At 65.3% G+C, this 13,456-nt stretch carries 11 protein-coding genes; 4 read left to right on the top strand and 7 right to left on the bottom strand.

What is annotated here, in order from left to right; translation table 11 throughout:
* Positions 1-8 precede the first annotated feature (8 nt).
* The 6 genes from ACN9MU_RS25080 to tal all read right to left on the bottom strand — a co-directional run bounded on the left by ACN9MU_RS25080 (position 9) and on the right by tal (position 9,867).
* Positions 9-1,796: a methyl-accepting chemotaxis protein gene (locus ACN9MU_RS25080; RefSeq protein ID WP_426343601.1), complete on the bottom strand. Its 1,788-nt coding sequence runs from the start codon at positions 1,794-1,796 to the stop codon at positions 9-11.
* A gap of 89 nt (positions 1,797-1,885) precedes the next feature.
* Entirely contained in the window at positions 1,886-2,959 is a 1,074-nt protein-coding gene (locus ACN9MU_RS25075; protein WP_426163669.1) for a patatin-like phospholipase family protein, read from the bottom strand.
* Positions 2,959-4,458, bottom strand: a complete 1,500-nt coding sequence (locus ACN9MU_RS25070) for an efflux transporter outer membrane subunit (RefSeq protein WP_426343600.1) — start codon at positions 4,456-4,458, stop codon at positions 2,959-2,961. The genes ACN9MU_RS25075 and ACN9MU_RS25070 overlap by 1 nt, the downstream gene beginning before the upstream one ends.
* Complete coding sequence (locus tag ACN9MU_RS25065; protein WP_426163665.1) at positions 4,455-7,601, bottom strand: efflux RND transporter permease subunit; 3,147 nt, start codon at positions 7,599-7,601, stop codon at positions 4,455-4,457. The genes ACN9MU_RS25070 and ACN9MU_RS25065 overlap by 4 nt, the downstream gene beginning before the upstream one ends.
* A gap of 12 nt (positions 7,602-7,613) precedes the next feature.
* On the bottom strand, positions 7,614-8,807 hold the full coding sequence (locus ACN9MU_RS25060; RefSeq protein WP_426343599.1) for an efflux RND transporter periplasmic adaptor subunit: 1,194 nt from the start codon (positions 8,805-8,807) through the stop codon (positions 7,614-7,616).
* A 130-nt stretch (positions 8,808-8,937) separates the two neighbouring features.
* Positions 8,938-9,867: a transaldolase gene (gene tal / locus ACN9MU_RS25055; RefSeq protein WP_426163661.1), complete on the bottom strand. Its 930-nt coding sequence runs from the start codon at positions 9,865-9,867 to the stop codon at positions 8,938-8,940.
* A 117-nt stretch (positions 9,868-9,984) separates the two neighbouring features.
* Here tal and ACN9MU_RS25050 point away from each other — a divergent pair, with 117 nt between their 5' ends.
* The 3 genes from ACN9MU_RS25050 (at position 9,985) to ACN9MU_RS25040 (ending at position 11,984) form a co-directional block, all read left to right on the top strand.
* Entirely contained in the window at positions 9,985-10,359 is a 375-nt protein-coding gene (locus tag ACN9MU_RS25050; RefSeq protein WP_426163659.1) for a hypothetical protein, read from the top strand.
* Between the two features lie 15 nt (positions 10,360-10,374).
* Complete coding sequence (locus ACN9MU_RS25045) at positions 10,375-11,631, top strand: D-amino acid dehydrogenase (protein ID WP_426163657.1); 1,257 nt, start codon at positions 10,375-10,377, stop codon at positions 11,629-11,631.
* Between the two features lie 77 nt (positions 11,632-11,708).
* Complete coding sequence (locus ACN9MU_RS25040; protein ID WP_426163655.1) at positions 11,709-11,984, top strand: DUF4242 domain-containing protein; 276 nt, start codon at positions 11,709-11,711, stop codon at positions 11,982-11,984.
* Here ACN9MU_RS25040 and ACN9MU_RS25035 read toward each other — a convergent pair.
* Complete coding sequence (locus tag ACN9MU_RS25035; protein ID WP_426163653.1) at positions 11,981-12,922, bottom strand: diguanylate cyclase domain-containing protein; 942 nt, start codon at positions 12,920-12,922, stop codon at positions 11,981-11,983. The two genes, ACN9MU_RS25040 and ACN9MU_RS25035, sit on opposite strands and share 4 nt — an antisense overlap.
* Positions 12,923-13,003: 81 nt before the next feature.
* Between ACN9MU_RS25035 and ACN9MU_RS25030 the strand changes: the two genes are divergently transcribed.
* Positions 13,004-13,408 (top strand): hypothetical protein, encoded by a 405-nt coding sequence (locus ACN9MU_RS25030; RefSeq protein ID WP_426343598.1) that lies wholly within the window; start codon positions 13,004-13,006, stop codon positions 13,406-13,408.
* Positions 13,409-13,456 lie beyond the last annotated feature (48 nt).

The raw sequence follows: 13,456 nt of genomic DNA, 5'->3' as shown, positions 1-13,456 counted from the left end.
GGCGCCGCTCAGAATTCTTCCCATTCGTCATTGCTCGCGACGGGGGCACGCCGTTCGGTTTTCGTGCGGCGCTCGCTGCTGCGATCCGCGGGCGCCGAGTCGTCAGTCGTCGCACGCGCCGCGGCACGCGGCTTGGTGCGGGCATCCGGCGCCACCAATCGTTTTGCAGGCGCAGCTTCTACCGCGACAACGCTGCTGTCGCCTGCGACACGGCGGGGCTGGGCGCTCCAGCGCGCCACTGCTTCCGTTCCGAGGCGGAAGGAGGCGGCGACTTGCGCGAGCTGGGCGGCCTGTTCCTGCATGCTGGCGGCAGCGGCGGCGGCTTCTTCCACCAGGGCGGCGTTCTGCTGCGTCACCTGGTCCATCTGGCCGATGGCCTGGTTCACTTCATCGATGCCGACGCTTTGCTCGCGGCTGGCCGAGGTGATCTCGCCCATGATGTCGGTCACACGGCGGACGCTGGTCACCACTTCGCCCATGGTGGTACCGGCCTGCTGCACCAGCGAGGTGCCGGCATTCACTTGCACCACGGAGTTGTCGATCAGCTCCTTGATTTCTTTGGCTGCAGCGGCTGAGCGTTGTGCCAGGTTGCGGACTTCGGACGCGACGACCGCGAAGCCGCGGCCTTGCTCCCCGGCGCGTGCCGCTTCCACGGCGGCATTCAGCGCCAGGATATTGGTCTGGAAGGCGATGCCGTCGATAGTGCCGATGATGTCGACAATCTTGCGCGAGGAGGCGTCGATGGAGCCCATGGTTTCCACCACCTGGCCGACGATCTCGCCGCCGCGTGCTGCGACGTCGGAAGCGGCCTGCGCCAGCTGGTTGGCCTGGTTGGCGTTGTCGGCATTCTGGCGCACGGTGGAGGTCAATTCTTCCATCGAGGACGCCGTTTCTTCCAGCGAGCTGGCTTGCTGTTCGGTGCGCGAGGAGAGGTCAAGGTTGCCTTCGGCGATTTCGCTGGAGGCGGTGGCGATGGCAGTGGTGCCGGTCTGCACCTGGCTCACCACGCGGCGCAGCGCGTCGTTCATGCCGCGCAGGGCTTTCATCAGGTCGCCGATTTCATCGCGTGCAGTCTGCTCTTCGAAGTGCGTGGTCAAGTCACCTTCGGCCACGGTGTTGGCGATGCCGAGGGCGGAGTTCAGCGGCACGGTGATGCTGCGCGAGATGACCCAGGCGGCCCAGGCGCCAAAGGCCAGCAGCAAGATGCCGAGGGTTAGCATCAGGCGAGTGCTGCGGGCGTTGGCTTCGTTGATCCTGGCGGCCGTGGCGTCGATGGACTTGCGTTGCTGCGCCAGCAGTTCATTGACCTTTTCCTGGTAGGCCTTGGCGGCAGGCTCGAAGACTTCGCGGTACAGGCGTTCGCCCTCTGCCGCATCGCCGGCCTTCTTGGCGTTCATCACCTGGTTCTTCGCGTCCTGGTATTTGTTGCGGATGGCGACCGCGTCCTGGTAGATCTTGCGTTCATCGTCCGTCTCCAGCAGGCCTTCGACGGACTTCAGCAGCTCGGCGCCGCGCTTGGCGCTGTCGGCAATCACGGTAGCGAAGGTGGTCGACAGTTCGGCATCGCTGCTGCGCGCGATCAATTGCGTGCGCGCGATGGCCGAATAGATCAGCACATACCAGTCCGATACGATGCGCTCCTTGGCCAGCGGGCGCTCCATCATGGCACGCGTGGCGTTGGCGGTATCGTTGGAGTGGTACAGGGCATAGCTGGTGCCGATGGCCGACAGCAGCAGGACGATGCCGAAGCCCGCCGCGAGGCGGGGCCCGATGCGGAGCTGGGACAGGAATTGCATACAAACCTCCAGTAGGTTAGGGCACTAGTATGCACCTAATAGTTGCGTGGTAGATATCCCGTTGCAAGGCTGCAACAGGAAGCAGAGGATTAGAACTGCTGGGCTAAACGCAGGTCGGGCTTCTCAGCCCACTGCGCCAGCGCGTCGGCCATGCGCTGGCTTTCGCCGATGGCGTAGGTCCAGTCGCGGATACGGGCGGCATGGTCCTGGCCGTAGTGCTTGAAGTCCGTGCGGTCGGGCAGTTTGCGGTTGGGCAGGCGCGCCACGAAGGATGGCGACGGCGAGACCAGGATCACATTCTCAAGCGCGCTATCGCGGGCGCGGCGCCAGGGCATCGATTTATCGAGCCAGCCCGGCACGATGTGGTCGGTGAAGTGCGGGTACAGCACCAGGCCCTGGTCGCGCTGGTAGGGCAGGTGCAGGTGGTAGTCGATCAGGCCGCCGTCCCAATAGTCGCCCGGCGGTGCGCCTTGAATGTCGCTGACCGCCTGCAGAACCAGCGGGATCGAGCCGGAGGCCAGCAGGGCGGAACGCAGGTTCTGTTCCGACAGGCCGACGTAATGCGAGGCGAAAGCGTCGAAGCTGGCGCGCAGCCAGGTTGCATCGTCGCGGGTATCGTGGAAGACCACCCGTTCCATCGCGCCGGCCAGGCGGCTGCGTGAGAGCGCATTGCCGGCAGCAGCACGCAGGAAGCCTGCCATTTCGCGCCAGCGGACCCCGCGCGTGCGGGCCAGCGGGCCGATGCCGCGTACCGTGATCACCGACAGCAGGTAGTCGGGATTGGTGAGCATTTCCCCGCCGCGGCCATCAAGCACGCTATCGAGCAGGCTGCGGATGACGCGGCTGACATAGGCGGCATCTACCTTGTCCGGGTAGGTCTGGTGGGTGTAGTGGTGGGCCAGTCGCTTGTGCGCGGCCACCGGGTCGTGGAAGGCGCCGGCTGCCATGCGCCAGGCGCCGATCGAGGCGCCGATCAGGCGGCGCTGGCGCGGCGCCTGTTTCAGCCATTCGCCGAACATCCACTGGTCGATGCCGTTCAGGATCAGGCCTTTTGGGCCGCCCGCGGCGGCGGGGATGATGGCGATGTCGGCGGCCTGCAAGCCTTCGCGCTCGATGCGCTGGCGGGCGCGCTGGCCAAGACGGATACTGATCGGTGAATCCACTACTTCAAGCCTCCTCCAAGCGCCCGGTACAAGTCGATGGCGCTGCTTGTGCGCAGCAGGCGTGCCTGGACCAGGGCCTGCTCCGCGGTGAACAATTCGCGTTGGGCGTCCAGCACGTCGAGCGAGCTGGCGACCCCGTTTTCAAAGCGTAATTGTAATAGACGCAGGCGTTCGGCCTGGGCGTCCTGCACCGCGCGCTGGGCAGCGACCTGCTCGCCGAGGTAGGTGCGGGCGGCCAGGGCGTCGGCGACTTCGCGGAAGGCTTGCTGGATGGTCTTCTCGTAATCGGCGACGGCGATATTCTTGCGGGCGTGGCTGACGTCGAGGTTGGCCAGGTTGCGGCCGGTGTCGAAGATCGGCAGCACCAGCTGCGGGGCGAAGCTCCACGTATTGCTGCCGCTGTCGAACAGGCCGCTGAAATCGCGGCTGGCGCTGCCGATCGAAGTGGTCAGCGAGATGCGTGGAAAGAAGGCGGCGCGGGCGGCGCCAATGTTGGCGTTGGCGGCCTTCAGGCGCTGCTCGGCGGCGCGGATGTCGGGGCGGTTGGCGAGCAGGTCGGAAGGCAAGCCCGCAGTGAGGCTAGACATGGCGTCGGCCTCTGCGTCGCTCATCGCCTCCAGCGTGGCCGGCATCGGCGCCGCGCTGCCTTGTGCACTGCCTTGCCCACTGCCGCCTGGCAGTGCCCGACCGACCAGCAGTGCCAGCGCGTTGGCCGCTTGCGCGCGCTGGCGGGCCAGGGCCAGGGCCGAGGCGCGCGCGGTTTCCATCTGCTGCTCGTTGGAGCGCAGGTCGAGACGCGACGAAGCGCCGCCTTCCACACGCTGCTTCGTCAGGTCGAAGGTGCGCTTGCGGGCGTCGTAGGTGCTTTCGGCCAGCGCTTGCTGTTGGGCGAAGGCGCGCTCGGTGTAGTAGGCTTTGGCCACTTCGGCGACCAGGCTGATTTGGGCGGCCTGTTTGGCTTCTTCGGTGGCCAGGTAGGTGGCGAGAGCGGAATCGCTCAGGCTTTTGACGCGCCCGAAGAAGTCCAGTTCGAAGGCGGAGATGCCGAGACCGGCGTCATAGCGTTCGCCGATCTGGGGCTGGCCGCTGGCGTTGGCGAAGCCGGGCGTACGGCCACGCGATTCGCTGAGCGTGGCGTTCAGCGTCGGAAGGCGGTCGGCGCGCTGGATTCGGTAAGCGCCGCGCGCTTCTTCGATGCGCAGGGCGGCGATGCGCAGGTCGCGGTTGTTCTCCAGGGCTGCCGCGATCAATTGCTGAAGGCGGCCATCAGGGAAGAAGCTGCGCCAGCCGGTTTCGACGGCGGATTGCGTTGCGCCGGTGGATGCTTCGCTGCCGGCAGCGCCCGCGGCAGGCGGCACGGCGGGGAAAGCGTCAGCGACCGGTGCCGCTGGACGCTGGTAGGTTGGGGCCATCGAGCAGCCGGACACGGCGCCAGCCAGTAGCAGGGCAGCGGCAAGCGCGCGGAAGGCCGGTTGGGCGGAAGGGATGGGCTTCATCATTGCTTCGACTCCGGAAGATCCAGTTCATGCGCGGCAAGGCGGCGCTGGCGTTCGCTGCCCTTGAAGATGCGGCGCACGACCACAAAGAACACAGGCACCAGGAACACCGCCAGCACGGTGGCAGTGATCATGCCGCCCATCACGCCGGTACCGATGGCGCGCTGTGAAGCCGAACCGGCGCCGGAGGCAATCACCAGCGGCAGCACGCCGAGGATGAAGGCCAGGGAGGTCATGATGATCGGGCGGAAGCGCAGGTGCACTGCCTCCAGTGTCGCCTCGATCAGGCCCTTGCCCTGCGCCTGCAGGTCCTTGGCAAACTCGATGATCAGGATCGCGTTCTTGGCGGACAGGCCGATGATCGCAATCAGGCCCACCTTGAAGTACACGTCGTTCGGCAGGCTGCGGATATGCGCGCCGAGCAGGGCGCCGAGCACGCCCAGCGGCACCACCAGCAGCACGGCGACCGGGATCGATTCCGATTCGTACAGCGCAGCCAGCACCAGGAAGGCGGCCAGCATCGACAGCGCAAACAGCGCCGGCGCCTGCGAGCCGGACAGGCGTTCCTCGGCTGACTGGCCGGTCCATTCGATGCCGAAGCCCGGCGGCAGTTGCTCGGCCAGGCGCAACAGCTCCTCCATGGCTTCGCCGGTGGAGTGTCCCGGTGCGGCGCCGGCGCTGAGGCGGTAGGCAGGATAGCCGTTGTAGCGTACCAGCTGGATCGGGCCGGTCACCCAGCGGGTGCTGGAGAACGAGGCAAATGGCACCATCGTGCCGGTGCTGCTGCGCACGTTGAGGCGCAGGATGTCCTCCGGCTGCATGCGCCGTTGCTGGTCGGCCTGCACGATCACGCGCTGCTGGCGCCCGCTGCTGGCAAAGTCGTTCACATACGACGAGCCGAACGCGGTGCCCAGCGTGGCGGTGATATCGGCGAACGACACGCCCAGCGCGTTGGCCTTCTCGCGATCGATGTCGACCTGCAGTTGCGGCGCATCTTCCAGTCCTTCCGGGCGCATGCCGGTCAGGATCTTGCTCTTGCCCGCCAGCTCCAGCAGCTGGTTGCGCGCCGCCAGCAAGGCTTCGTGGCCAAGCCCGCCGCGGTCTTGCAGGCGGGCCGTGATGCCGGTGGCGTTCCCCAGCTCACGGATCGGCGGCGGACTCAGTGCGAACACCTGCGCATCCTGGATATGCGCCAGGCCGCCGAAGGAGCGGCCGGCAATCGCTTCCGCCGACTGGTCGGGACCGCGTTCTTTCCAGTCTTTCAGCGGCACGAACACCAGGCCGGCGTTCTGCCCGTTGCCGGAGAAGCTGAAGCCCGCCACTGCAATGGTGCGCGCCACGCCCGGCTGGGCGCGGAAGTAGGCATCCACTTCGGCCAGCACGGCCTCGGCGCGGTTGCGCGAGGCGCCCGGCGGCAACTGGACGTTGGCGATGATATAGCCCTGGTCCTCGTTCGGCAGGAAGGAGGAGGGCAGGCGCACGTACAGCCAGGCCACGATGCCCAGCAGCGCCACGAAGACCAGGAGGAAGCGCCCGGTGCGCGTCAGGATCTTCGCCACCCAGCCCTGGTAACGGGTCGCGGTGACGGCAAAGCCGCGGTTGAACCAGCCGAAGATGCCGGTCTTGGCATGATGGTGGCCCGCCTCGACCGGCTTCAGCATGGTCGCGCACAGGGCCGGCGTCAGCGACAGCGCCATCAGCGCGGAGAACACCATGGCCGACACCATCGACAGCGAGAACTGGCGGTAGATCGCCCCCACGGCGCCGCCGAAGAAGGCCATCGGGATGAACACGGCGATCAGCACCAGCGTGATGCCGATGATCGCGCCGGTAATTTGCGACATGGCCTTGCGCGTCGCCTCGCGCGGCGACAGGCCTTCCTCGCTCATGATGCGCTCGACGTTTTCCACCACCACGATCGCATCGTCCACCAGGATGCCGATGGCCAGCACCATGCCGAACATGGTCAGCACGTTGATCGAGAAGCCGAACACCTGCATGGCGGCGAAAGTGCCCATCAGCGCCACCGGCACCACGATGGTCGGGATCAGGGTGTAGCGGAAGTTCTGCAGGAACACGTACATCACCAGGAACACCAGGGCGACCGCTTCCAGCAGGGTCTTGACCACTTCCTCGATTGAGATCTTGACGAACAGCGAGGTGTCGTAAGGCACGGTGTACTTCAGGCCCGGTGGGAAGTACTTCTGCAGCTCGTCCATCTTCTCGCGCACGATGGTGGCGGTGGCCAGTGCATTGCCGGTCAGCGACTGCTGCACGGCGATGGCAACGAAAGGCTGGCCGTTCAGGCGCGCGCTGATGCTGTAGCTGGAGCCGCCCAGCTCCATGCGGGCCACGTCGCGCAGGCGCACCAGGGAGCCGTCGCGGTTGGCGCGCAGCACGATCTTGCCGAATTCCTCGATGGACGTCAGCTGGCCCGTTACCACCACCGGCGCGAACCAGGCCTGGGCACGGGTGTTGGGCAGATCGCCCACCGTGCCGCCGGCCACGTTGGCATTCTGCTGGCGGATCGCGGTGGTGACGTCGCTCATATTGAGCTTGTAGCCGGTCAGCTTGTCGGGATCGACCCAGATGCGCATCGAGCGCTCGGTACCGAACAACTGGGCCTGGCCCACGCCCGGCAGTCGCTTGATCTCGTTGAGCACGTTGCGCGCCAGGTAGTCGCCGATCGCAGTCGGGTCCATGCTGCCGTCGGTCGAGTAGGCGCCGACGAACATCAGGATGTTGGAGCGCGCCTTGTTGACCTGCACGCCTTGCTGGATCACCGCTTGCGGCAGGCGCGATTCCACCCGCTTGATGCGGTTCTGTACGTCCACCGCTGCCAGGTCCGGATTGGTGCCCGGCTGGAACGTGACGGTAATGCTGACCGAACCGCTCGAATCGCTTTGCGACTCGACGTATTGCAGGCCGTCGGCGCCATTCATCTCCTGTTCGATGACGGAGGTGACGGAGTCGTCCAGTACCTGTGCGGTTGCGCCAGGATAGGTGGCGCTGACGACGATCGATGGCGGTGCGATGGTGGGATATTGCGCCACCGGCAACGTGGTGATGGCCAGCGCTCCACCCAGCAGGATGAAGAGGGCGATCACCCACGCAAATACGGGGCGGTCGATGAAGAACTTTGCCATGTGGCGGCCCCTTTACCTGGCCGCCGGGGCGGATGCGGCAGGCGCGGCGCCCGCCGGTGCAGGGCCGGATGCCGGGCCTTTCCACGGCACCGGATTGACGGTGCCGCCTGGCTTGGTCTTCTGGAAGCCTTCCACGATGATGCGCTCGCCGCCTTTCAGGCCCGAGCTGACCACCCATTTGCCGCCGGCTGCGGCATCGGCCTTGACCGGCACCGAACTGACCTTGTTGTCGGCGCCGACCACCAGCACCGAGGCGCCTTCCGCGCCGCGCACCACGGCCTGCTGCGGCACCGTGATGGCCGATTCGTTGACGCCTTGTTCAAGGCGGGCGCGCACGTACATGCCCGGCAGCAGGTTGCGTTCGGGGTTCGGGAATTCGGCGCGCATCGATACCGAGCCGCTCGATTCGTCGACTGCGACATCGGAGAACAGCAGCTTGCCGGGACGCGCATATTCCTGACCGTCCTCGGTCAGCAGGGTAACGCGCGCCAGGTCCTTGCCGGCGCTTTTCAGCGTGCCTGCGGCCAGCGCCTGCTTCAGGCGCAGCAGCTCGGCGGAAGACTGGGTAATGGTGACGTAGATCGGGTCCAGCTGCTGCACGGTCGCCATTGGCGTCGCTTCATTCTGTCCGACCAGCGCGCCTTCGGTGACCAGGGCGCGGCCCACGCGGCCGGAGATGGGCGCGGTAACGGTGGCATAGCCCAGGGTCAGCCCGGCGTTCTTGCGCGCGGCGCGGGCCGACTGCAGTTCTGCGCCGGCCTGCTTTTGCGCGGTAACCGCGTCGTCGTATTCCTGCTGGCTGACCGCCTGCGCCGCCAGCAGCGGCTTGTAGCGCTTGGCTTTCAGGTCGGCTTGCGCCAGGTTGGCCTCGGCGCGCGCAATGGCGGCATCGGCGCTTTCCACATTGGCCTGGAATTGCGCGGGATCGATGCGGAACAGGACTTCCCCCGCCTTGACGTCGCCGCCCTCCTTGAACACCCGCTGCAGCACGATGCCTGGGGTGCGCGCCCGCACCTGGGCAATGCGCGAAGCTTCGACGCGGCCCGGCAGCTCGTTGGTGATGGTGACTTCGCCGCTGGCGGCGGTGATGACGGAAACGGTGGGAGGGGGCGGGGCCGCCTTGCTGGCGTCTTTTTTATCGCCGCATGCCGTGAGCGGCAGCGACAGGGCAATTGCCAGCGGCAGGGTGCGCAATACAGGTTTCATTGGCGTCTCGTTCTGTGAAGGGGGACTGCGCCGAAAATTGTATAACACTGTCAATTGTAACGTTTTGTATAGGCCCAAATAACAAAAAAGGACGCCGAAGCGTCCTTTTCCGCAGTGAAACGGGTCGTGTTCAGCGCATGGCCGAGATCATCTGCTTCAACTTGTTCGAGTCGGCCACGAAGGCGCGGATGCCTTCGGCCAGCTTTTCGGTCGCCATCGCGTCTTCGTTCAGCATGAAGCGGAAAGTCTTTTCGTCCATCGAGATCTTGACGGCGGTGCCGGTATCGGCCGGGGACAGCTTGCGCTCGACCGCGGCCTGGGTGTCGGCCAGCTTTTGCAGCAGGTCCGGCGAAATGGTCAGCAGGTCGCAGCCTGCCAGTTCCAGGATCTGGCTGGTGTTGCGGAACGACGCGCCCATCACTTCGGTCTTGTAGCCGAACTTGCGGTAGTAGTTGTAGATGCGCTTGACGGACTGCACGCCCGGATCTTCCGCGCCCTGGTAGTCGATGCCGGTGGACTTCTTGTACCAGTCGTAGATGCGGCCGACGAACGGGGAAATCAGCTGGGAACCTGCTTCGGCGCAGGCGATGGCCTGGCACAGCGAGAACAGCAGGGTCATATTGGTGCGGATGCCTTCCTTCTCCAGTTGCTCGGAAGCGCGGATGCCTTCCCAGGTGGAGGCGATCTTGATCAGCACGCGTTCGCGTGGAATGCCGGCTTGCTCGTACAGGGCGATCAGCTCGCGGCCCTTGGCCAGGTTGCCGGCCACGTCGAAGGACAGCGCGGCGTCGATTTCGGTCGAAACGCGGCCTGGAACGAATTTCAGGATTTCGGTGCCGAAGGCGATCAGCAGCTTGTCGATGATCTCGCCGGTAGACGCATTCGGGTTGTCGCGTACTGCCTTTTCCAGCAGCGGCTTGTATTCATCCTTCTGCACCGCTTTCAGGATCAGCGATGGATTGGTGGTTGCGTCTTGCGGCGCATACGCCTTGATCGACTGGAAATCGCCGGTGTCGGCAACAACGGTAGTGTATTGCTTGAGCTGTTCGAGCTGATTCATTGCAGTCCTGGATGTGGGGGACGAAAAAACCTATTGTACTAAATCGGCGCGGCCCGCCATGTTGCGTTTACAATGGGGATTATTAGTATTCTCATATTTTGGTCTGAGGAGTTAGCCATGATTTTGGCAATTGTTGGAGCGCTGCTGCTGGCGCTGGGCCTGTTTTCCGGAGCCGCGCTGGTACTGGCCCAGCTGGGCGTAGGCGGGCTGGCCGCTGGCGTTTCGCTGTGGCTGATGTTCCCGCTGTTTAGCGTGGCGGGCTACCTGTTGTTCGCCACCGGCGCGCGCGTGGCCAATTTCCGCGCGCTGTCGTTTGCCGTGTCGATCGCCTTGCTGTTGCTGGCGCTGGGCTGCGCTGCTGCACTGGTGGCCGATGCCACTGCCCTGATGGCGCTGCATGGCGGTACTGGTGCGCTGTGGTACGTATTGCTGATTGCCGGTGTGCTGGGCGCTACCGGCGCCGCTTCGCACGGAAGGGTGGCGGCGCAGTAAGAAGCGGGCCTGTTCATGAAATCAGTCGCAGTGATCGGCGGCGGCGTCACCGGCGTCACGACAGCTTATGCGCTGGCGCGCCGCGGCCTGCGGGTCACCTTGTTTGAACGCCACCGCTACCCGGCAATGGAGACCTCGTTCGCCAATGGGGGGCAGCTATCGGCCTCGCATGCCGAGGCGTGGAACAGCTGGAGCACCGTCGGCAAAGGCTTGAAATGGATGCTGCGCAGCGATGCGCCGCTGCTGGTCAACCCCAGGCCGGGCTGGCACAAGCTGTCCTGGTTCGCCGAATTCCTTGCCGCCATTTCCCGCTATGAAAGCAATACCATCGCCAGCACGCGCCTCGCAATTGCAGCGCGCGAGCATTTGTTTGGCTGGGCGCGCGAAGAGGGCATCGATTTCGACGCGCGGCATGAAGGCATCCTGCATGTCTACCGCGACAAGGCGGGTTTCGACCATGCGGCGCAGGTGACCGGGCTGCTGGCGCAGGGCGGCTTGCAGCGGCGCGCCGTGACGGCCGAGGAAATGCATGCCATCGAACCGACGCTCGAAGGCCAGTTCTACGGCGGTTTCTTTACCGAGAGCGATAGCACGGGCGACATCCACAAGTTCACGGTTGGGCTGGCGCAGGCGGCTGAAGCGCGCGGCGTGCAAATGCTGTGCGGCGCCGATGTGCTTGGCCTGGACGCGGGGAAAGGGGGCGCCCGCGTCACCTTCGCGCTGGACGAAACGCAGGAGTCGATGCGTTTCGACGCCCTCGTCATTTGCGCCGGCACGGCCAGCCGCGAGTTTGCCGCCATGCTGGGCGACCGGGTCAATGTCTACCCAGTGAAAGGCTATTCGATCACGGTGATGCTGGAGGATGCGCAAAGCCGGGCCGCGGCGCCGAAAGTCAGCCTGGTGGATGACGCCACCAAGCTGGTCAGCAGCCGCCTGGGCGCCGACCGCTTCCGCGTGGCGGGCACGGCGGAGTTCAACGGCTTTAACCGCGATATCCGCGCCGACCGCATTGCGCCGCTGGTGAACTGGGTGCAGCAGTGCTTCCCCGGCGTCTGCACGCGCCAGGTGGTGCCGTGGGCCGGCTTGCGCCCGATGATGCCTGACCTGATGCCGCGCGTCGGGCCGGGCAGGCGCCCTGGCGTGTTCTACAACACCGGCCATGGCCACCTGGGCTGGACCATGTCGGCCGCTACTGCTGAGCTCATCGCCGGGACAGTGGAGGCGGCGCTCGTGCCGGGCGTGCAGCGCAGGGGTACACCCGTGGCGGCTTGACTGGACAGTGCGGCAGGATGGTCTATGGTGAAGACTGGCGGCTCGGCCGCGAACCACGGACCCTCAAGGAGACCACCATGCCACGCTATATTGTTGAGCGCACTTTCCCGGAAGGCTTGCACATTCCCGTCAATGCAGACGGCGCCAAGGCCTGCGATCTCGTCATCGGCACCAATGCCCGCAGCGGCGTCACCTGGATCCACTCCTATGTGAGCGACGACTTGCGCAAGACTTACTGCCTGTACGAGGCGCCATCGCCGGAAGCGATCCGCGAGACGGCGGAAATGAACCACCTGCCGGTGGACAAGATCACGCAGGTAACCGCGCTCGACCCCTATTTCTACCAGGGTTAGGCGGGCTGCCCGACGACCACGCGGTTGCGGCCTTCGCGCTTGGCGGTGTAGAGCGCGCGGTCGGCAGCTTCCAGCAAGGACTTGGCGTCGTTCAGGCGCTCCTTGTCGAAGCTGGCGACGCCAATGCTCAGGGTAACGTGCGAATGCACGGCCTTGGGCGCGTGCGCCATGTTCAGCGATTCCACGTAAGCGCGGATCACTTCGGCGTGCCGGGCGGCCTGCTCCGGCGTGGTGTCGGGCAGGATGGCGGCAAACTCCTCGCCGCCGTAGCGGGCGGCCAGGTCGGCCGGGCGTTGCAGGCGCGAGGCAAAGGCTTCCGCCACCATGGTCAGGCAGGCGTCGCCCTGCAGGTGGCCGAAATGGTCGTTATAGGCCTTGAAGGAGTCGATATCCATCAGCAGCAGCGAAAGGCTGGCGCCCTGGCGCTGCGCGCGGCGCAGTTCACGGTCCAGCGCTACGTCGAAATGGCGGCGGTTGGCGATGCCGGTCAGGCCGTCCACATAGGATTGCGCGCGCAGGGCTTCCGCCTGGCCGCGCAGCTGGCGTTCACGGCCCACGGTGTTGCTGACGTCCGCCACTTCGACCAGGCAAAAGCGTTCCTTGCCTTCGTTGAAAGGCGTCAGGCTGACAGCCTGCTCGATCCGTTCGCCGCCCCAGGTGCCGGCGGCAAATAGCGGGAAAGGCGTGCGGTCCTGGTTTTGCGGCAGCACGGATGGCAGGTTGTTGGCCAATGCGGTGTGCAGCGACTGCTCGATGCGCTTGCCGGACAGCTCGGGAAAAGCTTCCACCAGGGTCAGTCCTTGCACGCGGGAGGCAGCCATGCCGGAGCGGCTGGCCAGCCATTGATTCCAGAAAATGATGCGCTGGTCGGCATCCAGTACCATCAAGCCGAGGTTGGCGAGGCCGAGAATGCGCCCGGGTAGTGTCGATTCTTGCATGAAAGGCATTATATGGATTTTAGAGCCTTGCGTCGGATTTTCGTGTTGAGTGATTGCTCTACAGAAAAATATAATACCGGTATGAAAAAACTTACTATTCTGGCCGCGCTGTGCGCCGCCATCTCCGCGCACGCCGCGGAAGCCACGCCGCAAGCGGCGCTCGATCAATTCCTGAAGTTCGAACTGGATGGCGGACGCCTCCACAACGATACGGAAGGCTATTACGAACAGGTTCACCTGGTCGACGGCTGGAAGACCGACGCCGTGAGCTGCGACGGCGCGCGCTGCAAGGCAACCGTCACCTTTACCTATACCCCGACCACGGGCCTCGACATGGAGCAGGCCGTGCCGCATCCGAAAGGCGGCAGCGCGCAAGTCGAGTATGTGGTGCTGCAGAAGGGCGGCCAGTGGTCGGTGGAAGCCGGCAAGGACACGCCGCACGTTTCGCGCGCGGCAATGGAGAAGATGCTGCGCGAAGGCCTCTGACAGGACTGTCGCGTTCACGCTGACTGCCTTTACGGCGGTCAGCGCTCC

The sequence above is a fragment of the Pseudoduganella sp. R-32 genome, from assembly GCF_049913245.1.
Taxonomy (GTDB): Bacteria; Pseudomonadota; Gammaproteobacteria; order Burkholderiales; family Burkholderiaceae_D; genus Rugamonas.
This window is presented reverse-complemented; position numbering and strand designations above follow the sequence as displayed.